The organism is Amycolatopsis echigonensis (assembly GCF_002846615.1).
In the GTDB taxonomy this organism is placed as follows: Bacteria; Actinomycetota; Actinomycetes; order Mycobacteriales; family Pseudonocardiaceae; genus Amycolatopsis; species Amycolatopsis echigonensis.
This window is the reverse complement of sequence record NZ_PJMY01000003.1, coordinates 698,775-722,082: the sequence shown is the minus strand read 5'-3', so window position 1 is coordinate 722,082 and position 23,308 is coordinate 698,775. Positions and strand designations below refer to the sequence as shown.

The 23,308-nt window shown below is 70.3% G+C and carries 22 protein-coding genes; 14 read left to right on the top strand and 8 right to left on the bottom strand.

The features are described from left to right. Positions 1-93: 93 nt before the first annotated feature. The 3 genes from trpD to ATK30_RS07830 form a co-directional block, all read right to left on the bottom strand. On the bottom strand, positions 94-1,137 hold the full coding sequence (gene trpD, locus ATK30_RS07840) for an anthranilate phosphoribosyltransferase (RefSeq protein WP_183125890.1): 1,044 nt from the start codon (positions 1,135-1,137) through the stop codon (positions 94-96). Between the two features lie 5 nt (positions 1,138-1,142). Next, positions 1,143-1,556 (bottom strand): hypothetical protein, encoded by a 414-nt coding sequence (locus tag ATK30_RS07835; RefSeq protein WP_009074814.1) that lies wholly within the window; start codon positions 1,554-1,556, stop codon positions 1,143-1,145. Between the two features lie 79 nt (positions 1,557-1,635). Next, positions 1,636-2,043 (bottom strand): ribonuclease E inhibitor RraB, encoded by a 408-nt coding sequence (locus tag ATK30_RS07830; RefSeq protein WP_101434996.1) that lies wholly within the window; start codon positions 2,041-2,043, stop codon positions 1,636-1,638. A 107-nt stretch (positions 2,044-2,150) separates the two neighbouring features. On the opposite strand from ATK30_RS07830, the gene ctaE reads away from it, so the two are divergent. The 4 genes from ctaE to qcrB are packed head-to-tail and all read left to right on the top strand — an operon-like array spanning position 2,151 to position 6,457. Continuing rightward, entirely contained in the window at positions 2,151-2,777 is a 627-nt protein-coding gene (gene ctaE, locus ATK30_RS07825; RefSeq protein WP_167441854.1) for an aa3-type cytochrome oxidase subunit III, read from the top strand. 55 nt (positions 2,778-2,832) lie between these two features. Further along, a complete protein-coding gene (qcrC, locus tag ATK30_RS07820) occupies positions 2,833-3,651 on the top strand; it encodes a cytochrome bc1 complex diheme cytochrome c subunit (protein WP_101434995.1) in 819 nt (272 codons plus the stop codon). Further along, positions 3,648-4,799, top strand: coding sequence for a cytochrome bc1 complex Rieske iron-sulfur subunit (qcrA, locus tag ATK30_RS07815; RefSeq protein ID WP_101434994.1), 1,152 nt, complete (start codon positions 3,648-3,650; stop codon positions 4,797-4,799). The genes qcrC and qcrA overlap by 4 nt, the downstream gene beginning before the upstream one ends. After that, positions 4,796-6,457: a cytochrome bc1 complex cytochrome b subunit gene (gene qcrB, locus ATK30_RS07810; RefSeq protein WP_101434993.1), complete on the top strand. Its 1,662-nt coding sequence runs from the start codon at positions 4,796-4,798 to the stop codon at positions 6,455-6,457. Before qcrA ends, qcrB begins: the two co-directional genes overlap by 4 nt. Positions 6,458-6,538: 81 nt before the next feature. On the opposite strand, the gene ATK30_RS07805 is transcribed toward qcrB, so the two are convergent. From ATK30_RS07805 to ATK30_RS07790, 4 genes are all read right to left on the bottom strand, one after another. After that, complete coding sequence (locus tag ATK30_RS07805; RefSeq protein ID WP_101434992.1) at positions 6,539-6,991, bottom strand: GNAT family N-acetyltransferase; 453 nt, start codon at positions 6,989-6,991, stop codon at positions 6,539-6,541. A 28-nt stretch (positions 6,992-7,019) separates the two neighbouring features. Further along, the gene (locus ATK30_RS07800; protein ID WP_101434991.1) at positions 7,020-7,472 is read right to left on the bottom strand and encodes a GNAT family N-acetyltransferase; all 453 of its coding nucleotides are present in this window, start codon (positions 7,470-7,472) and stop codon (positions 7,020-7,022) included. Positions 7,473-7,513: 41 nt separating this feature from the next. Next, complete coding sequence (locus ATK30_RS07795; RefSeq protein WP_009074830.1) at positions 7,514-7,798, bottom strand: Lrp/AsnC family transcriptional regulator; 285 nt, start codon at positions 7,796-7,798, stop codon at positions 7,514-7,516. A gap of 305 nt (positions 7,799-8,103) precedes the next feature. Next, the gene (locus tag ATK30_RS07790) at positions 8,104-9,822 is read right to left on the bottom strand and encodes a DEDD exonuclease domain-containing protein (protein WP_101434990.1); all 1,719 of its coding nucleotides are present in this window, start codon (positions 9,820-9,822) and stop codon (positions 8,104-8,106) included. Between the two features lie 120 nt (positions 9,823-9,942). Between ATK30_RS07790 and ATK30_RS07785 the strand changes: the two genes are divergently transcribed. The 4 genes from ATK30_RS07785 to ATK30_RS07770 all read left to right on the top strand — a co-directional run bounded on the left by ATK30_RS07785 (position 9,943) and on the right by ATK30_RS07770 (position 15,249). After that, positions 9,943-11,340 carry an NYN domain-containing protein gene (locus tag ATK30_RS07785; RefSeq protein WP_101434989.1) on the top strand — a complete coding sequence of 466 codons (1,398 nt, stop codon included), beginning with the start codon at positions 9,943-9,945 and terminating at the stop codon, positions 11,338-11,340. 652 nt (positions 11,341-11,992) lie between these two features. Further along, entirely contained in the window at positions 11,993-12,214 is a 222-nt protein-coding gene (locus ATK30_RS47650; protein WP_037358162.1) for a hypothetical protein, read from the top strand. Between the two features lie 430 nt (positions 12,215-12,644). After that, positions 12,645-13,706 (top strand): C40 family peptidase, encoded by a 1,062-nt coding sequence (locus ATK30_RS07775; protein ID WP_101434988.1) that lies wholly within the window; start codon positions 12,645-12,647, stop codon positions 13,704-13,706. 385 nt (positions 13,707-14,091) lie between these two features. Continuing rightward, complete coding sequence (locus tag ATK30_RS07770; protein ID WP_208637296.1) at positions 14,092-15,249, top strand: glycosyltransferase family 4 protein; 1,158 nt, start codon at positions 14,092-14,094, stop codon at positions 15,247-15,249. A 7-nt stretch (positions 15,250-15,256) separates the two neighbouring features. Here the strand turns inward: ATK30_RS07770 and ATK30_RS07765 are convergent, their stop codons facing one another. Further along, positions 15,257-15,871 (bottom strand): nucleoside/nucleotide kinase family protein, encoded by a 615-nt coding sequence (locus tag ATK30_RS07765; RefSeq protein WP_101440688.1) that lies wholly within the window; start codon positions 15,869-15,871, stop codon positions 15,257-15,259. Positions 15,872-15,924: 53 nt separating this feature from the next. Between ATK30_RS07765 and ATK30_RS07760 the strand changes: the two genes are divergently transcribed. The 6 genes from ATK30_RS07760 (at position 15,925) to ATK30_RS07735 (ending at position 22,926) form a co-directional block, all read left to right on the top strand. Continuing rightward, entirely contained in the window at positions 15,925-16,332 is a 408-nt protein-coding gene (locus tag ATK30_RS07760; protein ID WP_101434987.1) for an SRPBCC domain-containing protein, read from the top strand. Between the two features lie 25 nt (positions 16,333-16,357). Next, on the top strand, positions 16,358-17,587 hold the full coding sequence (locus tag ATK30_RS07755) for a cytochrome P450 family protein (RefSeq protein ID WP_101434986.1): 1,230 nt from the start codon (positions 16,358-16,360) through the stop codon (positions 17,585-17,587). A gap of 45 nt (positions 17,588-17,632) precedes the next feature. Next, positions 17,633-18,919, top strand: a complete 1,287-nt coding sequence (locus ATK30_RS07750; protein WP_101434985.1) for an adenosylmethionine--8-amino-7-oxononanoate transaminase — start codon at positions 17,633-17,635, stop codon at positions 18,917-18,919. Between the two features lie 140 nt (positions 18,920-19,059). Beyond that, the gene (locus ATK30_RS07745) at positions 19,060-21,234 is read left to right on the top strand and encodes a SulP family inorganic anion transporter (protein WP_208637295.1); all 2,175 of its coding nucleotides are present in this window, start codon (positions 19,060-19,062) and stop codon (positions 21,232-21,234) included. Between the two features lie 85 nt (positions 21,235-21,319). Then, the gene (gene bioD / locus ATK30_RS07740) at positions 21,320-22,042 is read left to right on the top strand and encodes a dethiobiotin synthase (protein ID WP_101434983.1); all 723 of its coding nucleotides are present in this window, start codon (positions 21,320-21,322) and stop codon (positions 22,040-22,042) included. A 284-nt stretch (positions 22,043-22,326) separates the two neighbouring features. Next, on the top strand, positions 22,327-22,926 hold the full coding sequence (locus ATK30_RS07735) for a DUF2567 domain-containing protein (protein WP_101434982.1): 600 nt from the start codon (positions 22,327-22,329) through the stop codon (positions 22,924-22,926). The last annotated feature ends 382 nt before the right edge of the window (positions 22,927-23,308 follow it).

The following is a 23,308-nucleotide window of genomic DNA, read 5'->3' as shown; positions in this document are numbered from 1 at the left end:
CGCAGAGGTCCGTGAAGGGCTCCTTGAGGGAATCAGATTCCCTCAAGGAGCCCTTCACGGCCGCGCCGAATGCCTCGTGGGGCGGGCGAACGCTCAGCGAGCAGCCGAGGAGAACGCGATCCACCGGTCCAGCAGCGCCGCTGCCGCGCCGCTGTCGATGGCCTGGCGTGCTCGGTCCAGCCCGGCCGCCAAGTCGTCCTCGAGCGAATCCGAGAAGCCCGCGAAGGCGGCCAGCGCGGCGGCGGCGTTGAGCACCACCGCGTCGCGCACCGGGCCGGTTTTGCCGTTGACCAGTTCCCGGACGACCTCCGCGTTCGCCGCGGCATCCCCGCCGCGCAGGTCCTCGGCGGTGGCGCGCGGGATGTCGAGCGCCTGCGGGTCGAAGGTGCGTTCCGTCACCGTGCCCTCGGAGACCACCAGGACGGACGTCGTCGTCGTGGTGGTGATCTCGTCCAGCCCGTCGTCGCCGCGGGCCACCAGCACCGACATGCCCCGGTCGGCGAAAATCTCCGCCAGGGCACGGGTTTTGTCGGCGTAGGCGCACCCGATCAGCGCGCTCCGCGGCTGCGCCGGGTTGGTGAGCGGGCCCAGCAGGTTGAACGTGGTCGGCACGCCCAGTTCGCGCCGCGGCGGGCCGGTGTGCCGGAACGCCGGGTGGAACGCGGGCGCGAAGCAGAACCCGATGCCGATCTCCTCGAGCGACGCGAGCACCGCCTCCGGGGGCAGGTCGATCTTCACGCCGAGGGTTTCCAGCACGTCGGCCGCGCCGGACTTCGACGACGCGCTCCGGTTGCCGTGCTTGGCCACCGGCGCGCCCGCCGCCGCCGTGACGATCGTCGCCATCGTGGAGATGTTCACCGAGTTCGACCGGTCTCCGCCGGTGCCGACGATGTCCACCGCGGGACGGCTCAGCGTGATCCGCCGGGCGTGCGCCAGCATCGCGTCGGCCATGCCGGAGATCTCCGCGGGCGTTTCGCCCTTGGCGCGCAGCGCGACCGCGAAGCCGCCGATCTGCGCCTGCCCGGCGCTGCCGGACATGATCTGGTCCATCGCCCACGCCGTGTCCTCCGCGGACAGGTCCTCGCCCGCGATGAGCCGGGTGAGCAGCGCGGGCCAGGTGTGCGGGGTGGCGCCCACCGGGCTCAGCCGCCGTTGACGGCGGGGACCCGCCCGGCGCGCAGCACGCCGGCGACGGTTTCCGCCGCGGTCAGCGGGTCGAGGGGGTGCACCAGCACGGCGTCGGCCAGCGCCCAGGTGGCGAGCCATCGGTCGTCGCGGCGGCGGACGGCGACGACGATCGGCGGGCAGTCGTCGATCTCGTGCTTGAGCTGGCGGGTCAGGCCGATGCCGCCGGTCGGCTGCGCCTCGCCGTCGAGGATCGCGAGGTCGACCGAGCCCGCGTCCATTTCGGCGAGCACGTCGGCGATGCCGGCCGCCTCGACCCACTCGACGCGGCCGAGGTCGGCCGCCGGGCGCCTGCCGACGGCGTTCATGATCGCCTCGCGGACCTCGGCCTTGTGGCTGAACACCAGGATCCGCTGGGACTGCTCGCTCATTGAGCACGCCTCCGTCTCGTCACGGGTGGAACAGCCGCGATCGTATCCGCCGAGACGCATCTCACGCGGACGCGGTGGGCTAGTCACCCGGTTGCCACGCCTCCCAGCCCGGGGCGTCGCCGCCGAGCCGCTGCGCCAGTCCGGCCATCCGGGACCGTTCCTGGGCGCAGTGCAGGGCGTCCAGCACCTGCACCCGCCGGGCATGCGCCAGCACCCGGTCGCCGTCGCGGCTTTGTTCGCGCAGGTCGTAGCCGTCCTGCGCGAGGATCGCCGCCGCCTCCTCGACGCGCTCCGCCGGGAGGACGAGGTGATGGACGAGGACCGCGGGCGCTTCGCTTGCCCAGCCGGGTGAACCGGCGAGAACCGCGGAGTCCGCGACGGCCGGATCGAACGCCGAAACGACGACCCGCAGACCGGGCGAGTCCGGGTCGAGAACCGCCTTCTCCGGCTTTCTCACCAGGTCACGGAGCTTCTCCAGCCAACTCACGAGTAGCTCCTTCCGTCGCTGGTCCGCGTCTCGCGCGCGGGTGTGACGCGAAGCTCCCACGACCCGCCGCAGACCCGGCGGGCGGGGTGCGGTCGCGAGAGGACATAATGCGATTCGTGACAACGGCAGCTCCCACCATCAGCCAGCGGGTCCACTCGCTGAACCGGCCGAACATGGTCAGCGTCGGCACCGTCGTGTGGCTGTCCAGCGAACTGATGTTCTTCGCCGGACTGTTCGCCATGTTCTTCACCGTGAAGGCGCAGAATCCGGCCGGGGCGTCCTGGCCGCCGCCGTTGCACGGCGAGGAGTTCCACCTCAACGTCGGCTACGCGATCCCCTTCACGGTGATCCTCGTGCTGTCGTCGCTGACCTGCCAGTTCGGCGTGTTCGCCGCGGAGCGGGGCGACGTCTACGGCCTGCGGCGCTGGTACATCGTGACGCTGATCATGGGCGCGATCTTCGTGGCCGGACAGGGGAACGAGTACCACAACCTCGTCGAGGAAGGCCTGACGATCCCGTCCGGTCCGTTCGGCACGGTTTTCTATCTCGCGACCGGTTTCCACGGCCTGCACGTGATCGGCGGGCTCATCGCCTTCGTGTTCCTGCTGATCCGCACGAAGCTCAGCAAGTTCACTCCGGCGCAGGCCACCTCGGCGATCGTCGTGTCGTACTACTGGCACTTCGTCGACATCGTGTGGGTAGGCCTCTTCGCGGTGATCTACATCCTTCCCTGATCTCCGCACCGCCCACCACAAAACGGCCTGAACTGACAGCAAGGGTTGCCGCAAGATGACCACCAGCACCAAATCCTCGGAGCGCCGGTTCCGCGCGCGCTCGAAGATGCGCAGGCGCCTCGCGGGCGTGCTCGCACTCGGCGTCGCCCTGGTGGGGGCCGGCGCCCTGTACGCCGTCTTCGCCCCGGAACCGCAGACCGCGCAGGCACAGGGCGACCCGGCGCTGCTGCGCCAGGGCGAGCAGGTCTACAACAACACCTGCATCGAATGCCACGGCGCGAACCTCGAGGGCGTCAAGGACCGCGGTCCGAGCCTCATCGGCATCGGCGACGCGGCCGTCTACTTCCAGACTTCCTCCGGCCGGATGCCCGCGGCGCGCCAGGAGGCGCAGATCGCCCGCAAGCCGCCGAAGCTGACGCCGAGCGAGATCGACGCGGTCGGCGCCTACGTGCAGGCGCACGGCGGCGGCGCGCAGCGTCCGCAGGAGCGCGGCGAGGCGCTGCGCGGCAACGACCCGGCGCGCGGCGGCGAGCTGTTCCGGCTCAACTGCGCGTCGTGCCACAACTTCACCGGCCGCGGGGGCGCGCTGTCGGCGGGCAAGTACGCGCCGCCGCTGGACCCGGCCACCGAGGAGCAGATCTACGACGCGATGCTCACCGGGCCGCAGAACATGCCGAAGTTCTCCGACCGCCAGCTCAGCGCGGAAGAGAAGAAGGACATCATCGCCTACGTCAAGTCGGTGTCCGACGGCAACAACGACCCGGGCGGCAACGGTCTCGGCGGGGTCGGCCCCGCCTCCGAAGGCGTCATCGCCTTCGTCGTCGGAATCGCCGCGCTCGTCGGCATTACGCTGTGGATTGGATCGAAGGCATGAGTGCCGAAGGGCCCAAGCCGCCCTCGGAGGCGGAGCTGGCTGAGATGGACCGCGACGAGCTGCTCAAGCTCGGCGGTCAGCTGGACGGCGTCGAAATCGTCGAGTACCCCGAGCCGTGGCCGGTCAAGGACACCCGCGCGGAACGGCGCGCCCAGCGCCGCGTCGCGTTCTGGTTCGCCCTGTCCGCGCTCGCCGGCCTGGCGTTCGTGGTCGTCATGGCCTGGCCGAAGTGGTGGGAGTACAAGGACCCGAGCGACCCGAGCGGGCACGCGACCTACAGCCTCTACACCCCGGCGCTCGGCGTCACGCTCGGCCTCGCGGTGCTGTCGCTCGGCATCGGCGTGATCCTCTACACCAAGAAGTTCGTCCCGCACGAGGTCGCGGTGCAGCAGCGCAGCGACGGCCCGTCGGCCGAGGTCGACCGGGCCACCATCCTGGCCCACCTGGCCGACGCCGGGACCCGCAACGGCATTGCCCGCCGGTCGCTGATCAAGCGCACGGCCGGCGCGAGCGCGGGTGCGCTCGGCCTCGCGGTGGCGGCGCTGCCGATCGCGTCCTTCATCAAGGACCCGTGGAAGGACAGCGACAACGAGAACGGCCTCTGGCACACCGGATGGCAGCCGAAGTTCCCGGGCGAGAAGGTCTACCTGCGGCGCAACACCGGCAACCTCGAAGAGGACGTCAAGAAGGGCGTCGCGCTGGTCAAGGCCGAGGACCTCGACGCGGGCGCGATGGAGACGGTCTTCCCGTACCGCGAATCGGAGAAGGGCGACGAGAAGGCCCTGTCCGAGGCGCTGATGCGGGTCGACAACCCGGTCATGCTCATCCGGCTGCGCCCGACCGACGCCGCGCGCGTGGTCAAGCGCAAGGGCCAGGAGGACTACAACTTCGGCGACTACTACGCGTACACGAAGATCTGCAGCCACGTCGGCTGCCCGACCTCCCTGTACGAGCAGCGCACGAACCGCATCCTCTGCCCGTGCCACCAGTCGCAGTTCGACGCCCTGCATTACGCGAAGCCGATCTTCGGCCCGGCGACCCGTCCGCTGGCTCAGCTTCCGATCACGGTTGACGAAGAGGGATACTTGATCGCGAAGGGCGACTTCAACGAGGCCATCGGACCGGCCTTCTGGGAGCGTAAGTCATGAGTTCACTCACCACGCCGACCAAGGGCACGAGCGCACTCCAGAAGCACCTGGGCGAGGCCGCGGACAACGCGGACCAGCGGTACAAGCTGGCCAAGGGCCTCCGGCACCAGATGAACAAGGTGTTCCCGACCCACTGGTCCTTCCTGCTGGGCGAGATCGCCCTGTACAGCTTCATCGTCATCCTGCTGTCCGGGGTGTACCTGACGCTGTTCTTCGACCCCTCCATGCAGGAGGTCACGTATCACGGCAGCTTCACGAACATGCAGGGCATGCAAATGTCCCAGGCGTTCCGCACCACGCTGGACCTCTCGTTCGACGTGCGCGGCGGCCTGTTCGTGCGGCAGCTGCACCACTGGGCGGCGCTGATCTTCGTCGCGTCGATGATGGTGCACATGCTCCGGATCTTCTTCACCGGCGCGTTCCGCAAGCCGCGCGAAGCGAACTGGGTCATCGGCGGTCTGCTGCTGATCCTGGGCATGTTCGAGGGCTTCTTCGGCTACTCGCTCCCGGACGACCTGCTGTCCGGCACCGGTATCCGCGCGACCCTGTCCGGCATCGTGCTGTCGGTGCCGGTGATCGGCACCTGGATCCACTGGGCGCTGTTCGGCGGGGAGTTCCCCGGCGACCAGATCATCCCCCGGCTCTACACGCTGCACATCCTGCTGGTCCCGGGCATCATGCTGGCCCTGATCGGCGCGCACCTCGCGCTGGTCTGGTACCAGAAGCACACCCAGTTCCCCGGCGTGCGGCGCAAGGAGACCAACGTCGTCGGCGTGCGGATCATGCCGTACTTCGCTCTCAAGGGCGGCGCGTTCTTCACCCTGGTCGTGGGCGTGCTGGCGCTGATGTCCGGCCTGTTCCAGATCAACCCGGTGTGGAACTTCGGGCCGTACAACCCGTCGATGGTGTCCGCGGGATCCCAGCCGGACTACTACATGGCCTGGGCCGACGGCATGCTCCGGATCTGGCCGGCCTGGGAGGTCTACCTCGGGAACTACACGATCCCGGCGGTGTTCTTCCCCGGCGCGATCGGCATGCCGATCCTGTTCGCGCTGCTGCTGACGTACCCGTTCCTGGAGCGCAAGCTGTCCAAGGACACCGCGCACCACAACCTGCTCCAGCGGCCGCGCGACGCACCGGTCCGCACCGCGCTGGGCATGATGGCGCTCGGGTTCTTCGCGGTGATCGAGCTGTCCGGCTTCAACGACATCATCGCCGACCAGTTCGACATCTCGCTGAACGCGACGACGTGGGCCGGGCGCATCGGCGTGCTGATCGTGCCGCCGCTGGCGTACTACTTCACCTACCGGATCTGCCTGGGCCTGCAGCGGTCCGACCGGGAGGTGCTGGAGCACGGCGTCGAGACCGGCATCATCAAGCGGCTGCCGCACGGCGAGTTCATCGAGATCCACCAGCCGCTGGGCGGCACGGACAGCCACGGCCACGCGATCCCGCTCGAGTACCAGGGCGCGGCCGTGCCGAAGAAGATGAACAAGCTCGGCACCGCGGGCAGCGCCGTCCCGGGTTCGCTCTGGACGCCGGACCCGGCGGACGAGACGAAGGCGCTCGAGCGCGCTCGCGGCAACGGCCACGGGGCCGGGCACGGGAAGCTCGAAGGCTCCGAGGAATCGACCACCGAGGTCGGTTCCGGGCACTGAGTCCCTGAAGTCAGCGCAGAACGCCGGAAGGCCCCTTCCTCAACGCGAGGGAGGGGCCTTCTTGCTGGTGCGTCGGCGTTTTCAGAGCCGGATGCGGGCGACGATCTCGTCGTCGTCCATTTCGCCGGTCGGCTGGAAGCCCAGCCGCAGGTAGAAGGGGCCGGGGCTGTGCTTGCCCGGCATCCAGCTGACCGTCACGGATTCGGCGTCGCGGCGGCGAGCTTCGGCCAGAACCGCTTCGACCGCGAATCGGCCGTAGCCTTTTTTCTGGTGTTTGGCGGCGATGTTCAGCCGCCACAGATAGGTGCGGTAGTAGTCGGTCGGGTTGTCCGGGTCGAAGGCGGCCATGACGAAGCCGACGAGTTTCTTCCCGGCGTAGATCAGCCTCGGCCAGGCGACGTCGTACCGGACATAGGCTTCGGCGAGCGAGCAGGCGACCGGGGCTACGTAGTCCCGCTGGTGTTTCGCCACTTTGAGATCGCAGGCGTCTTCCACATTGTCGACCGTGACTTCGACCAGTCTCGGGGTCGTCATGCGAAAACGGTAGCGCGGTCCGCGGGGTTCAGAGCCGGATGCGGGCGACGACCTCGCCTTCGTGGAGCTGGCCGGTGGGCTGGAATCCCAGCCGCAGATAGAACGGCTCAGGGCTGTGCTCGCCGGGCGCCCAGAGCACCGTCGCCGATTCGGCTCCGCGGCGGCGTGCTTCGGCCAGGACCGCTTCGACGGCGAACTTCCCGTAGCCCTTCTTTTGGTGCTCGGCGGCGATGTTCAGCCGCCAGATGCCGCAGCGGAAGTAGTCGATCGGACAGCCCGGATCGAAGGCGGCCATGACGAACCCGACGAGGTCGTCTCCGGCATAGATCAGCCTCGGCCAGGCGACGTCCGGCTGGGTGTAGGCCTCGGCCAGCGAGCGGGCGACCGGGGCCACGTAATCCTGTTGGTGCGGTGCCACCGACAGATCGCAGGCCGCGCCCACGTTGTCCCTGGTGACCTCGGCCAGCCGCGGTGTCGTCATGCCCCGGACGTTAGCCCGGGGGTACGACAATTCCCGGCACCTCAGGCTCCTTCGACGCCGATCTCGAACGCGGAGTCGGTGTCGGCCCGCGAGTAGGACCGGAACGCGATGTGGGTGACGGTGTCGAGCACGCCGCGGACCTTGCCGATCCGGCCGGGGATCAGGTCCGCGAGGTCTTCGTGGGCCTGCACGCGCACGGTGGCGATGAGGTCGACGTCCCCTGCGCACGAGTAGACCTCGGACACCTGGTCGAGGTCCGCGATCGCCTGCGCGGCCTGCGGGATTTCCTCGGCCTCTACGTTGATCAGCACGATCGCCGTGATCACAGCGTTCCTCCCACTTCCTGGCGGTAACCGACGAGCGCGATCGTAGCCGGGAACGCGCCCGAACACGCCGCAGCGGGGCGTCTCAGGCCTCGACGTGTTCGACCCCGGCGCTGGTGGAACGGAGTGGTCTCACCGGCTGCTGAGCGTCCACAAAGGACGCCAGGCTCCACGAAGCGCCCGATTCGTCGCTATCTGACTGGACAACAACCCCGATCCCGGCCGCCGGTCTGGCCCGTCCCGGTCATGGGGCGGGACGTCGGCGGAGGTTCCCAGGCGGCCCCCGGCGTCGTCGGCCGCGGGGCGCGTCATCCGGCGACATGTTCGAGGGAGCGGGCGTCGGCCACTCTCGCGAGCCACGATTGCCATCCGGCGACAGCGGCGGGCTCGGCCCACGGCCGCGTGGTGCGGACGAGCCGGGTGCCGGGGCGGGCGAGCCAGCGCAGCAGGATTCCGACTTCCTCGCCGGGGGCACCGCGCAGCGGACCGTCGCCGGGCAGCACGGTTTCGCCCGCGGCGACGAGGGATTCGACCACCGGCATCGGCGGGACCCCGCGGCGGGCGACCCCGGCGGAGGCGAGCCTGCCGTAGCGGATGACGGACAGTTCCCAGCCGCCGTTGCCGTCCGGGGCGGCGGCGATGAGTTCCGCGACCGACGCGAGCGCGGCCTGCCGGTGTGCGCGGCCGACGGCGCGGACCAGTCCGGCCAGTTCGTCGCGGTGGCGGGCGGCCTGTTCGTAATGCCTTCGTGCCGACATCTCCTCCAGCCTCGCCGCGGCCAGGTGCAACGGACGGCCGTCGTGACCGGCGATGAGTCCGCGGGCGGCCTCCACGGCGGGGGAGTACTCGGCGACGGTCTGCCTGCCCGCGCACGGAGCCCCGCAGCGGCCGAGTTCGGCCAGGACACACGGCGTTCCGGACGCGGAGGTGGCGGAGATGCGCTGGGTGCAGGTGCGCAGACCGGAGGCGTCGGCGAGGGTTTCGGCGGCGGTGCGCGCGTCGGCCTGGCTGCGGAACGGCCCAAGCGTGCCCGCGCGCGGCAGGCGCACCACGGAAAGCCGCGGAAAGGCTTCGTCGGTGAGGCTGATCCACCAGCCGTGGTGCGGATTTTTCGAGCGCCGGTTGTACGCCGGCCGGTGCGCGGCGATCAGGCGCAGTTCGCGGATCTCGGCTTCGAGGGAGTGCGCGCACTCGATGGCGTCCACACGCTCCGCCAGCGCGACCATTTCCCGGATCCGGCCCCGGCTCTCCGAACCGGTGAAATACGTCCGTACGCGTCGCCTCAGGTCGCGCGCGGTGCCGACATACAGGACTTCGTCGCGCGGTCCCTTGAAGAGGTACACGCCGGGCCGCGACGGGAGGTCGGCGGCGAGGTTTCGCTTGCGGCGCTGGGCCGGCGTGACGTCCGGGAGGTAGTCGATCAGCTCCTCGACGGTGTGCACGCCGAGGTTGCCGACGCGTTCCAGCAGCGCGTGCAGGACGTCGGTGGTGGCGCGGGCGTCGTCGAGCGCGCGGTGCGTCGGCCGGGTGCGCGCGCCGAGCAGCATGGACAGCGACGACAACCGGTAGCTGCGTGCTTCTTCGCGCGGGATGACGCGGCGCGCGAGCTTCACCGTGCAGACGACGGTCGGGCGCGGCCAGACGTAGCCGTGCCCCTCGCAGGCTGCCTTCATGAAGCTGGTGTCGAAGCCGGAGTTGTGCGCGACCAGCACGGCGCCGCCGATGAACTCCAGGAAGGCCGGCAGCACGCGTTCGATCCGCGGCGCGTCGTAGACCATCGCCTGCGTGATCCCGGTCAGTTCGACGATCTGCGGCGGGATCGGCGTGCCCGGGTTGACCAGCGTCGCGAACTCGCCCAGCACCTGACCGGCGCGGACCTTGACCGCGCCGATCTCGGTGATCCCGTCCGGGCCCGGTTTGGTGCCGGTGGTCTCGAGGTCGAACACGACGAACGTGGTGTCCCGCAGCGGGGTGCCGAGCTCGTCGAACGCCAGCTGAGCCTGATCCGGCCTCGGTCGGGTCTCCATGATCGCGCACAGTAGGACCGACCACCGACAATCTTCGCGCGCACCGCCCGTGGCCCGATGGTGACCAGCGGAACGGGCCGGTGCGGCGCGGGATCCGGCGGCGGGGCCTACCCTGGACCAATGCACCCCCAGCCCGTCGAACCGGAGGAAACCGAGGAGGCCGTCGGCCCCTCGGCGGTTCCGGCGCGGGCGGAGGAGGACGCGGAGGCCCCGGAAGCGGGGACGTGTCCGGAACCGGCGACGTGGACGAGCCTGCCGGAGGCGGTGCGCGAGCGGATCGCCGAACTGGCCGCGGCCGCGGTCGCGAAACTGCCGGTCGCGGACGTGCCGCGGCAGCTGCGGCCGGTCGCGAAGTTCGCCCCGGCCAAGCGTGCGAAGCTCGGCGGCACCGCGCTGCTGACCGCGTTGGGGGACTCCGCGCAGTTCCGGACCGCGGTGCTGGAGTGGCTGCGAGAGCACCGGACCGACGCGCTGGACCCGAACGTTTCGGATTCCGTCGCGGCCGCTGCCGCCGCGGTGCTGCTCGGCGAATCCGGTGCGGCCGGACGCGTGCGGCTGGTCGCGAAGAATGCTGAGGAAACGGCGCTGCGCGCTGAGCGGGACGCGGCGCTGGCTCGGAATCAACGTCTGGAAGCGGAAATCGCCGATCTGCGGGCCGAGCTGGAAGAGGCGCGCGCGGCGGTCGAGAGCGCACGAGGCGAACGCGAGGCCGAGGTCGAGAAGCTGCTGCGCCGGCTGCGTGAGCAGGGCGTGCAGTTGCGGCAGGCGAAGGACGCGGCCGAGGCGGCGCGGGCCGAACTGGCCGACGGAGGAGCGACGCGGGAACGCGAGATCGAGATGCTGAACGCGCAGCTCGACCGGGAACGCCGCCGGGTCGCGGCGGAACGCACGCGTGCCGAACGGGCGGTGGCGGACGCCGAGATGGCCCGGCAGTCGGCGCGCGAGGCCAGGGAGGCCGACGAGGTCCGGCTGGCGTTGCTCGTGGACACGATCGACGGCGCTGTGCACGGCCTGCGCCGCGAACTCGCTTTGGGCGACCGCGGCGCACGGCCCGCCGACATGGTGAGCGGCGCGCGGTCCGGACTCGGCCCGGGCGGGCGGATCCAGGACGTCACGGCGCTCGACCGGCATCTGGCGCTGCCGAACGTCCATCTCATCGTGGACGGCTACAACGTCACCAAAACGGGTTATCCGGAGCTGGCGCTGGCCGATCAGCGGGACCGGCTGGTGCATCAGCTTTCGGCGCTGGCGGCGCGCACGTCGGCGGAGGTCACGGTGGTGTTCGACGGGGCTGGTGTGCTGTCGGTGCCCGCCGCGGTGCCGCGCGGGGTGCGAGTGCTGTTTTCCGAGCGTGGCGTGCTTGCCGACGACGTGATCCGGTCTCTGGTCGCGGCCGAGCCGAAGGGCCGTCCGATGGTCGTCGCGACGTCCGACCGGGCGGTGGCGGACTCGGTCCGCGCGGCCGGTGCGCATCCCGCTCCGGCGGCGGTGCTGGTCAGCCGATTGGGTCGAGTCTGATCCTGCCCGTCGTGCGGGCGTCCGAAATTGTCGGTGGTGCTTCCTACCGTTTGTTCCCGAGGCGATTCCCGGAAGCGGTCCGGGAGCCTCGCGGACGAACGGAGGCTCGGCGATGGGCGAGAAGAAGCAGGAGCGGTTCGGGACCGGATCCGGCGTGCGGGCGAACACAGCCGACGGCAGTGCGGGAGTTCGCGCTGAGGCTGGTCCGGGGGATCGGGCCGGTTTTGTGGACGGCGCGGCGGCGGAACGGTCGCGGCCGCCGGACCGGGGCGGTCACCCGGGCGGGGCGGGTCCGACGGTGAGTCTTGCCACTGGGGTGAGTCCGGCCACGGCCCAGGCACGGGACCGGGACCTCGAAGCGCGCCGGGAAAGCGGCGTTTCGGCTGGTTCCGATGGAAAAGCGGCGGGCGCGGCTGGTGCTCTGCGGCGGCACGGCGAGGGGAGCGGTGCGGAGACGCGGCCGAGCGGAGAGGCGGCGGCGGGTTCGCTGAGTGAGGAGCAGATGCGGCCCGATGCCCACGAGCCCGCGGACTCGCCAGGCGAAGTTGCCGACCTCGCCGAGCCTCGGCGCTCGATGCGGCGGCGCGCGGGAGCGCCACGGAGCACGAAACCCGTTGCCTCCCTCCGGGAAGAGCGGCGGCCAGCCGGTGCGGTGGACGTCGCGGTCGAGGACATCGACACGTTCGTCGTCGACTGCGACCGGTGTGCGGTGCGCGGGGCGGCGTGTGCCGATTGCGTGGTCAGCGTGCTGCTCGGGCCGCCGGTCGGCCTCGTCTGGGACGCGGACGAGCGGCGGGCGGTCGACGCGCTCGCCGAGGCGGGGATGGTGCCTCGGCTGCGCCTGGTTCCGGAGACCGACAGTAGGTCGGCGTGACACCAGTGGGTGACACTGGCTCGCCGAGCGGTCGCTGGGGTGCGGTGAACGGTAAGTAGTCGAGAGGCTCGTTTGAGCTGCCGCAGCGTATGACCTAAGTCACATCCAGCTGCCGTGCTGGTCCGATGGTGTTTCGCCGGACTACGGAGAGTTTTTACGGGGGGCCCGGTGGACGCGCCGAAGGTCTTTTCGTAACCTAGCCGAGATCTCGCGCCAGGCAGCCGTCGAACGACGGCGACGCGGGATCGCCGCCGGTTCGGCTTTGTCGGGGAGTCAGGACCGGAACCAAACACCGTGCGCGGGAAAAGCTGTTGTGGAACACGACGGCCGGAACGCGGACGGACAGCGTGCGCGAAGAGGGCCCCCGACCTCTTCCGCGCCCGGGGTTCCGGCCACGGCGGCCCGACGAGCAAAGGAGACCCGCGCGGCCGTGCAGTCGCATCCAGTCAAGCGCGTGGTGTCAGGCGCCCTCGCGGCCGCCTCGGTGATCGCAATCGTCACCGCGGCGCAGCCTGCGGGCACCGCAGCCGCTTCCCCCCTCCCCGTCCTCCAGGCCCCGCCGGACTCCGGTTCGGACGCTCTCGCCAAGTACCGCGACCTCGCGGCGCAGGCGGAGAAGGCGAACGAGGATCTCCTCAAAGCGAAGGACGACCTCGCCGCCCGGCAGGGCGACCTCGACAAGGCCAACGGAGACGTCGCCAACGCCCACAACCTCTCCGCGCAGGCCGCCGAGAACGTGAAGAAGTACAAGGTCGACGTCGACAAGTTCGCGAACGCGTCGTTCCTGTCCGGCGTGCAGATGAACAAGCTGTCCGCGCTGCTGGCGGGCACGTCGACGCAGGAGTTCCTCGACCGTTCGTCAGCGCTCGACCAGATCGCCGGGCAGAAGGCCGCCGCGCTCGAGAAGCTCCAGGGCGCGGTCGACCAGGCCAACGCCGCCGAGAAGCTGGCCGCCGACGCCGCGCAGCGGGCCACCGCGGCGCGCGACGCCGCGGCGAAGCTGACCGACGACATCACCGCCAAGAAGAAGACGCTCGACGACCAGATCGCCGAGCTGAAGAAGACCGAGCCGCTGCTGAGCCAGTCCGACCGCAACGCGCAGAAGGACACCGGCGGCGACATCTCGGTGGACCTCGCGAACGCGGGCCCCGCCGCCGCGGCGGCGGTCCAGGCCGCGCTGAGCCAGCGGGGCAAGCCCTACGTGTGGGGCGCGACCGGGCCGGATTCGTACGACTGCTCGGGCTTGATGCAGTGGGCCTACAAGCAGGCCGGCATCTCGCTGCCGCGGTCGAGCGAGCAGCAGAGCACCACCGGCACGCCGGTTCCGCGCAGCCAGCTGCAGCCCGGCGACCTGGTGTTCTACTACTCGCCGGTGTCGCACGTGGGCATGTACATCGGCAACGGGATGATGGTGCACGCGCCGACCAGCGGCGACGTCGTCAAGGTCTCGCCGCTGCTGAGCCAGTACGTGGGCGCGCGCCGGGTCGCCTGACCGGACGTTCTCGCTTCCGCCGGGGCGGTGCCGCACATGCGGTGCCGCCCCGGTGTTTTTGTGTGTGCTGTTCGTCGGATGTGCGGCTCGAGGTTCGTTGCTGCTGAGCCAGTCCGCGGCGGCGGCGGGTCGTTTGACTGGTTGTTCCTGCTTTCGCCGGGGTGGTGCCGCGAATGCGGTGTCGCCCCGGCGTTTGTGCGTGGGGGGATTGTTTGTCGGTTTCGCCGGATGCGCGCTGGCTGCCGGTGATGTGGTCGAGGTGTCGCCGCTGCTGAGCCAGTCCGTGGGCGCGCCGGGTCGCTCGAGCGGTCGTTCCCGCTTTCCCCGGGGCGGCACCGCACCGGTGTCGTCTCCGACGAGGATCGCTCGTCGGTAGCCTGCGGGGGTGCTGAGGACCCTGCTCGTGACGAACGACTTCCCGCCGCGCCCCGGGGGCATCCAGAATTACCTCAATTCGCTGGCCACCCGGCTGCCCGCGGACGACCTCGTCGTCTACGCGCCGTCCTGGGAGCGCAGCAGCGGTTCGCACGTCGAGTTCGACGCCGCCGCGCCGTTCGAAGTGGTCCGTCATCCGACGTCGCTGATGCTGCCTACGCCCGACGTCCTGCGCCGCGCGAAGGAGATCATGCGCGCCCGCGACTGCGAGGCGGTCTGGTTCGGCGCGGCCGCCCCGCTCGCGCTGCTGGGCCACCCGCTGCGGCAGGCTGGCGCGCGCCGGATCGTCGCGTCCACGCACGGGCACGAAGTCGGCTGGTCGATGCTTCCGGGCTCGCGGCAAGCACTGCGGCGCATCGGCGAGACGGTCGACGTCGTCACGTACGTCAGCAAGTACACGCGTAGCCGGTTCGCCGCCGCGTTCGGTCGGCATGCTGGGCTGGAAATGCTGCCGAGCGGCGTCGACACCACGGTTTTCGCTCCGGACCCGGCCGGTCGGGAGGAAATCCGCGCTCGGCACGGGCTCGGCGACCGGCCGACCGTCGTCTGCGTTTCGCGGCTCGTTCCCCGCAAGGGCCAGGACATGCTGATCTCCGCGCTGCCCGCGATCCGCGAGCGCGTGCCCGGCGCGGCGCTGCTCCTCGTCGGCGGCGGCCCGTACCGCAAGCGCCTCACTCAGCTGGCCGCGGCGCTCGGCGTGACCGACGACGTGGTCTTCACCGGCTCGGTGCCCTGGGAGGAACTGCCCGCGCACTACAACGCGGGCGACGTCTTCGCGATGCCTGCCCGCACGCGCGGCAAGGGGCTCGACGTGGAAGGGCTCGGCATCGTCTACCTGGAGGCGTCCGCGACTGGACTGCCGGTGGTCGCGGGCACGTCCGGCGGCGCGCCGGAGGCGGTGCTGGACGAGGTGACCGGCCACGTGGTCGACGGCCGCGACCCGGGCCAGCTGGCGGAGACTCTCTCGGCCCTGCTGTCCGACCCGGTCCGGGCTCGCAGGATGGGCGAGGCGGGCCGTTCCTGGGTCGCCGAGAGCTGGCGCTGGGACACGATGGCGCACCGCCTCTCGACGCTCCTGGACGGCGATCCGGTGGCGGCGGTGCGCTGACCCTGGATCAGGGTTCGTAAATCGCCGGGTGGCGCGGGTCGTCCACGCGGACCACGACGTCGGCGAGGGCGCTGGGATCGACTTCGTTTTCGTAGCGTTCGAAAGCGGGCAACGCCCATTCGTCCGGCACGCGGCGGCGCAGCGCACCCGGCGAAAGCCACAAATGCACCACGAAATCGAACGCCAATCCCGCGCCCAGCAAGAACTCCCCGTCCACCAGGACGACGCCGCGGTCCGGGACCGGGACGCGCGGCAGCCGGGTCGCCCGGTCGCGTTCGGCGTCCCACAGCGCGGGCAGCACTTCGCCGCTTCCGTCGTCGGCGAGCGGGTCCAGGACTTCCCGGCGCAGACCGCCTAAATCGAGCCAATCGGTATACCGCGCGTCCGGATTCCGTTTCCCGTGCTCGAAACGGAGTGACGCTGGTCGCAGAAATCCGGCGGCGGGCACGCGCAGAGCGGCCCGGCCGAGCAGCTTCAGCGGGTCGATCAGCGCCTCGGCGAGCGGGCCCGTTCCCGCCGCGCCGTCGATCGCGACGGCGATTCGTCGGCGGTGGGTAAGCGCGTTGACGCGCTCGGTCAGCTCGGCGGCGAGGGCGTCGGGGGAGATGGGGCGGTAGCGCACGATCGCATGATCCCGCACCGGTTTCCGTCGGTCCCCGATGCCATGATGGCGGCATGGCCAACGAGGCGGGCAAGACCGGACGGAGTGGTTGGGAGACAGCCGTTTCCCGCACGATGCCGTACCCGGGCAGCCGGGTGTGGGAGTTCTTGGTGGGGGACGGCGTGGAGATCTGGCTGGGCCCCGGCGTCGAGCTGCCGCGCGAACGCGGGGCCGGATACGAGACCGAACACGGCACGACCGGCGAAATCCGCAGCTATTCCGAGGACCGCGTGCGGCTCACCTGGCGTCCGACGGACTGGGACCACGATTCCTTGCTGGAGCTCGAGGTCGCGGACCTCGGCAAGCGCAGCACGCTCAAGATCCGCCAGGAGCGGCTCGCGGACGTGGCGGAAAAGGCCGAGCAGCGGGCATATTGGAAGCAGGTGGTCGAGCGCGTCGAGGCGGCATTGGCCGAACGCTGACCGAACTGCACTGGGGGCCCCATCAGTGAGCGTCGACGAACGAACCGGGGAACTCCCTTTCGCGGGCGAGGAATTGTGGCAGAGCACGCACGAATGGCTGGCGCGGCGGCGCGAATCCGGTGCGGTGTGCCCGATTACCGCCGGGCGCGGCATTCCATCTTACCTGGTCACCGGATACGAGCAGGCGCGCGAGCTGCTCAACGATCCGCGGGTCAGCAAGGACAGCACGGACGTGCAGCGGGTGATCGCGGCGAAGGTCGGCCAGGACGTCCAGGGGCCTGACTTCGGCACTCTGCTCACCCGGCACATGCTCAACAGCGACCCGCCGGTCCACACCCGGCTGCGCAAGCTCGTGAACAAGGCGTTCACCGCCCGCACCGTCGCCCGGCTGCGGCCGCGGATCCAGGAGATCGCCGATGCGCTGCTGGACGAGATGGCCCGGCACGACGAGATCGACCTGGTGCAGGCGTTCGCCGAGCCGTTGCCGATCACGGTGATCTGCGAGTTGCTCGGCGTGCGCGTCGAAGACCGCAGCGAGTTCACCGCCTGGTCGCACACGCTGCTGTCGTTCGCGATGGACCAGGAGTCCCAAGCCGCCGCGGCGCGGGCCATGCAGAACTACCTGCAGCAACTGGTCGCGAGCAAACGCGCCGAGCCGGCGGAGGATCTGCTGTCGGACCTCGTGCACGCGAGCGACGAAGGCGATTCGCTCGACGAGAACGAACTGATCTCGATGGCGTTCCTGCTGCTGGTCGCCGGGCACGAGACCACGGTCAACCTGATCGCCAACGCCACGTTCGCGTTGCTGCGGGTGCCCGAACAAGCGGAGAAACTGCGCGCCGACCCGAGCCTGATGCCCGGCGCGGTCGAGGAATTCCTCCGGTTCGACGGGCCGATCAACTTCGCGACGCTGCGCTACACGGTCGAGGACGTCGAGGCGGGCGGCACCACCATCCCGGCCGACGAGTTCCTGCAGGTCTCCCTGCTGTCGGCCAACCGGGACCCGGAGAAGTTCCCCGACCCGGACACGCTCGACGTCACGCGCCCGCCCGGCGGGCATCTCGCGTTCGGGCACGGCATCCACTATTGCGTCGGCGCCCCGCTGGCCCGGCTGGAGGCGCAGATCGCGCTGGGCTCGCTGCTGGCGAGGTTCCCGAAGCTGAGCCTCGCGGTGCCGGCCGACAGCATCGTCTACCGGCCGAGTTCGCTGGTGCACGGCGTGCTGGCGCTGCCGGTGCGGCCGAACGGGGAGTAGCGGCTGTCACTGCGGATCCGCCCGCCGCCCGGTTAGGGTCGGCGGGTGGAACCCAGTGCTGCCGATCTCCTCGCTCTTGACGCCGCGCACGTCTGGCATCCGTACGCGCCGATGCCGGGCCGCGTGCCGCCCCTGCTCGTGGAAGAGGCGAGCGGGGTGCGGTTGAAGCTCGCCGACGGGCGAGAACTGGTCGACGGCATGTCGTCCTGGTGGGCGGCGGTGCACGGCTACCGGAACCCAGTGCTCGACGCGGCGCTGGCGCAGCAGGCCGGGCGGATGAGCCACGTGATGTTCGGCGGGCTTACCCACGAACCGGCGATCACGCTCGCGAAAACCCTGGTCGAGATGACCCCGGACGGGCTCGAGCACGTGTTCTTGTGCGATTCGGGTTCGGTTTCGGTCGAGGTCGCGGTGAAAATGTGCCTGCAGTACCAGCGTTCCCGCGGGCTGCCCGGCAAACACCGGCTGCTGACCTGGCGCGGCGGCTACCACGGCGACACGTTCACGCCGATGAGCGTCTGCGATCCGGACGGCGGCATGCATTCGCTGTGGCGCGGAGTGCTGCCGGAACAGGTTTTCGTGCCGGTGCCGCCGTCCGGGTTCGACGCGCCGGTCGATCAGTCCTATGTGGACGAACTGGCGAAGGCGATCGAGCAGCACGCGGACGAACTGGCCGCGGTGATCGTGGAACCCGTGGTGCAGGGCGCGGGCGGCATGCGGTTTCACCATCCCGGTTACCTGCGCGCGCTGCGCGAAGCGACTCGTGAGCACGACGTCCTGCTCGTGTTCGACGAGATCGCGACCGGATTCGGCCGTACCGGCAAGCTTTTCGCGGCCGAGCACGCCGGCGTGACGCCCGACGTGCTGTGTCTCGGCAAGGCGCTCACCGGCGGCTACCTCACCATGGCCGCCGCGTTGTGCACGCCTGAAATCGCCGACGGCATCACGCGCGGCGAGCTGCCGGTGCTCGCGCACGGCCCGACGTTCATGGGAAATCCGCTGGCGTCGGCGGTCGCCAACGCTTCGCTCGGTTTGCTGGCTGAAGGTCAATGGCAGGCCGACGTCGCCCGGATCGAAACCGCGCTGCGGCAAGGACTCGAACCGGCTCGGGAGCTGCCGCATGTCGTGGATGTGCGAGTGCTGGGCGCGATCGGTGTGCTGCAACTCGATCACGAGGTGGACCTGGGCGTCGCGACCGAAGTGGTGACGGCCGAAGGTGCGTGGCTGCGACCGTTCCGGGACCTGATCTACGCGATGCCGCCGTACGTCAGCACCGACGCCGACCTGGAGGTGGTCACGTCGGCGATGCGGGCCGCCGCGGCGAAGGCCTGAGGTTACTTCGGGTTTGGCGCGGCTGCCCGTAGTGGATATGTCCGATTTGCGCAACCCGATCGTGGGTTATTCGATAAAGATCCACTCCGTGGAGTGGTACATAGCGGACATTTCACAGGGTTGCCGGTTTCCTGGTGATCATGAGACGACTTGCCGTGCTTCGCCACGACGTGCCCGCCTCGCTCGTGGTCTTCCTCGTCGCGGTCCCGCTTTCGCTCGGGATCGCGCTCGCGTCCGGCGCACCGATCGTCGCCGGCCTGATCGCCGCCGTCGTCGGCGGCGTGGTCGCCGGTGCCCTCGGCGGTTCTCCGCTGCAGGTCAGCGGGCCCGCCGCCGGGTTGACCGTGCTGATGGCCGAGACGATTTCCACCTTCGGCTGGGCGGTCACCTGCCTGATCACTGTCCTCGCCGGTGCGCTGCAGATCCTGTTCGGCCTGAGCCGCGTCGCGCGGGCCGCGCTGGCCATCTCGCCGGCGATCGTGCACGGGATGCTCGCCGGCATCGGCGTCACGATCGTGCTCGGCCAGCTGCACGTGCTGCTCGGCGGAAAGGCGCGGAGTTCGGCGCTGGAGAACATCGCCCAGCTGCCCGCGCAGATCGCCGCGCACCACGACGCCGCCGCGCTGATCGGCGTCCTGACCCTCGCCATCCTGCTGGGGTGGCCCAAACTTCCTTCAGCGGTAAGGAAAATCCCCGGACCGCTGGCCGCGATCGCCGTCGCGACGCTCGTGTCCGTTGCCGCCGGGATGACGCTGCCGCGTGTCGAACTGCCCGGTGATCTGCTGCAGATCCGCTTCGCGCCGCAGCTGCCGGACGGCGGATGGGGCCAGGTCGCGGTCGCGGTGCTCACGATCGCGCTGATCGCCAGCGTCGAAAGCCTGCTGTCCGCGGTCGCGGTCGACAAACTGCAGAACGGCCCGCGCGCCGACCTGAACCGCGAACTGATCGGCCAGGGCGCGGCGAACATGGTGTCCGGTGCGCTCGGCGGACTGCCGGTCACCGGCGTGATCGTGCGCAGTTCCACCAACGTCGCGGCGGGGGCGCGCACGCGGGCGTCGGCTGTCCTGCACGGCGTGTGGGTGCTGGTGTTCGTGGTCGCGCTCGCCGGGCTGCTGAAGTCGATCCCGCTGGCCGCGCTGGCCGGGCTGCTCGTGCACGTCGGCGCGAAGCTGGTCAATCCCGGACATCTGCGGCAGGTGCTGCGACACGGCGATCTGCCGCTCTACCTGGTGACCGTCGCCGGGGTGGTCGTGTTCGACCTGCTGACCGGGGTGCTCGCCGGGATCGTCCTGGCCGTGCTGCTGATGCTGCGCCGGACCGTGTGGTCGGGCGTGCATGCCGAGCGCCACGGCGGCGAATGGCGCGTGATCGTCGAAGGCGTGCTGACGTTCCTGTCCGTGCCGCGGCTGACGAAGGTGCTCGGCACGATTCCGGCGGGCTCGAAGGTGACGCTGGAGCTGGTCGCCGATTACCTCGACCACGCGGCGTTCGAAAGCATCTCCGCCTGGCAGCAGGCGCATGAGCGAACCGGCGGCACCGTGGTCGTCGACGAAATCGGGCATCCGTGGTTCGCGAAGGGCAAGGAAGGCCGCCCGACGCTCCGGCGCACCGCGGCGGCCGGTGCGATGCCGAGGTGGCTGGCTCCGTGGTCGGCCTGGCAGGCCGCGGACGTGCGGGTGCCCGGCCAGCGCACGCACCGGGGCGCGACCGAGTTCCAGCGCCGGGCCGCGCCGCTGCTGAAGGACGTCCTCAGCGGGCTCGCGCACGCACAGCAGCCGCACACGCTGTTCATCACTTGCGGTGATTCGCGGATCGTGCCGAACCTGATCACCACGTCCGGTCCGGGCGATCTGTTCACCATCCGCAACATCGGCAACCTGGTGCCGCCCGGACAGGCCGATCCGTCGACCAACGCGGCGATCGAATTCGCCGTCGGGGTGCTGGGGGTGCGGGAAATCGTGGTGTGCGGGCACTCCTCGTGCGGTGCGATGGGCGCGCTGGCCAGCGGTCCGCCCGCGGACACCGCGCTGGCGACCTGGCTGGTGCACGCCGAACCGAGCCGGAAGCGGGCCGGGGCGGTGACCCTCGACGGGGAACGGCCGGAGCGCGAACCGGACCGGCTGGCGTTGCACAACGTCCTGCAGCAGCTGACGCATTTGCGGCAGTACCCGCTGGTGGCCGAGGCGGAAGCGCGCGGCGAGCTGGCGCTGACCGGGCTGTACTTCGACGTCGGCGCGGCGCAGGTGTACCTCGCCGACCCGGCGAAGGGCGAGTTCGTGGCCGCGGGAGCGCCCGCGGCTGCCCCGGCCGGCTGACCCGGGCCCTCGCGCGTGCCCCCGGGTGCGCGCGAGGGAACCCCGAGTGTTGACATCGGGGAGCACGTCAATATCTTGATGGCTCGTGACGACGCTCGTGATGACCGGAACCGGGACCGACGTCGGCAAAACGGTCGCCACCGCGGCGATCGCGGCGCTGGCCCTCGCGCAGGGGCAACGCGTCGCGGTGCTGAAACCCGCGCAGACAGGCGTGCTCCCCGGCGAGGACGGCGACCTCGCCGAGGTGGTGCGGATGGCGGGCAAGGACCTGACGATCCGCGAGCTGCGGCGCTACCCGGATCCGCTGTCCCCGGAAGCCGCGTCCCGCCGCTCCGGGCTCCCGACCGTCGGCCCTGGCGAAATCGCCGCCGCGGCCAGCGAGCTGGACGCGGAGCACGATCTGACCCTGGTCGAGGGTGCGGGCGGGCTGCTGGTCCGGTTCGATCCGCAGGGGAGCACGCTGGCGGATGTGGCGTGGTCGCTGGGCGCGCCGGTGGTTCTCGTCGCGCAAGCCGGGCTGGGCACGCTCAACACGACTGCCCTGACGGCCGAGGTCGCCACTCGGCGCGGGTTGAACGTCGTGGGCGTCATCATCGGCTCCTGGCCCGCTGATCCGGACCTGGCCTCCCTGGAAAACCTCCGCGACCTCCCCGTGGCCGCCGGTGCTCCCTTGCTGGGCGCCCTCCCGGCCGGACTGGGCGCCGCGGACCCCGACACCTTCGTCGAACAAGCCCGCCAAGGCCTGTCGCCGTGGTTCGGCGGAGAGTTCGACCCGGAAGCCTTCACCGCCGCCTCCACCCAGAACTAACCCTTCTTTCCCGCACTCAGCTCCGGCACTTGACGTCCTCACTTGCCCGGCACGAGAAATCGCCCCGGTTTCTGGACTGAGCGATCCGCTCGGCCCCCAGGCCGAGCGGATCGGGAGGGAAGAAACCGGATAAAGGCGATTTCTCCGCCGCGACGGAGTCGCGGCAATCCAACACCGAGTCGCGGCAATCCAACACGGAGTCGCGGCCATACAACGGAGCACAACCAGTTACTCTCGGTCCCGCACACTCGCAGGGAACGCACGCGCAGGGAAGGGAGCCTCGGGTGGTCGATTCCGCGGGCAAGGCGGCGCATCGGTCGTCAGCGGTGGCTGAGGGTTGGTCGGTGCCGGTGTTGTTTCCGCCGCAGCGTCCTCGCGTGGTGGTGAAGGCTGATCTGCTGCCCGCGGTGAGCGTTCTCTCGACGGCTGCGTTGCTGGGGATTCCGATGGGCTGGCTGTGGTCTCTGCTGGCTCCGGCTGAGCGGGTGCGGGTGATCGGCACGAACGGCCAGCTGGCGCCTTTGGAGTTGGAGAGCTGGCATCGGTTCGACGATCTGGCGGTGTTCGGGTTTCTGGCGATGGCCACCGGGTTGCTGATCGGGCTGGTGGTGTGGTTCCTGCGGGAGCGGCGCGGGCCGGTGGTGCTGGTGGCCGCTGCTGGCGGGGCGTTGGTGGCGGCTTGGCTGGGGACGCAGATGGGGCCCGCGTTCGCCAATTCGAAGTATTCGGTGGACGCGCCGCCTGCGTTGGGGGCGGTGCTCGAGCAGGCGCCTCGGATCGAGACCGGGTGGGTGGTGCTGGCCGCGCCGTTGGTGACGTGTTTGGTTTACGCGTTGATGACCGCGTGGAACGGCCGCGAGGATCTTGGGCGGCGGTTGGGGTGAGTTGTTCTTAGGTCCTTTCGGCTCGTCGCCTGGCGGCGACGTTGCACGTGGGCCTCGTTGGGGCACCCCGAAGCTTAATTGTGCTGACGGTCTGGGGGTGCTTGTCAAGGCGGGAAAGATGCCTTGACAAGCACCCCCAGACCGCAGGGGAGGCTTCGTATCGGGGTGCGGGGGTGGTGTGGGTGCCTCGACTGTTGGGTGCGTCGGTGGCGGTTGGTGAGTGGGGTGCGCGGCTTGGGTAGGGGTCGCGTGGGGTTCGCGGCGTGCGGGTGGCACCCCAATGTGGCGGTGGGTGCGTTGCGGCGGCGGCGGGGTCCGTGAAGGACTCATTGAGGGAATCTGAGTCCGTGAAGGGGTCCCTCACGGAGGGAGCGGAGCGCCA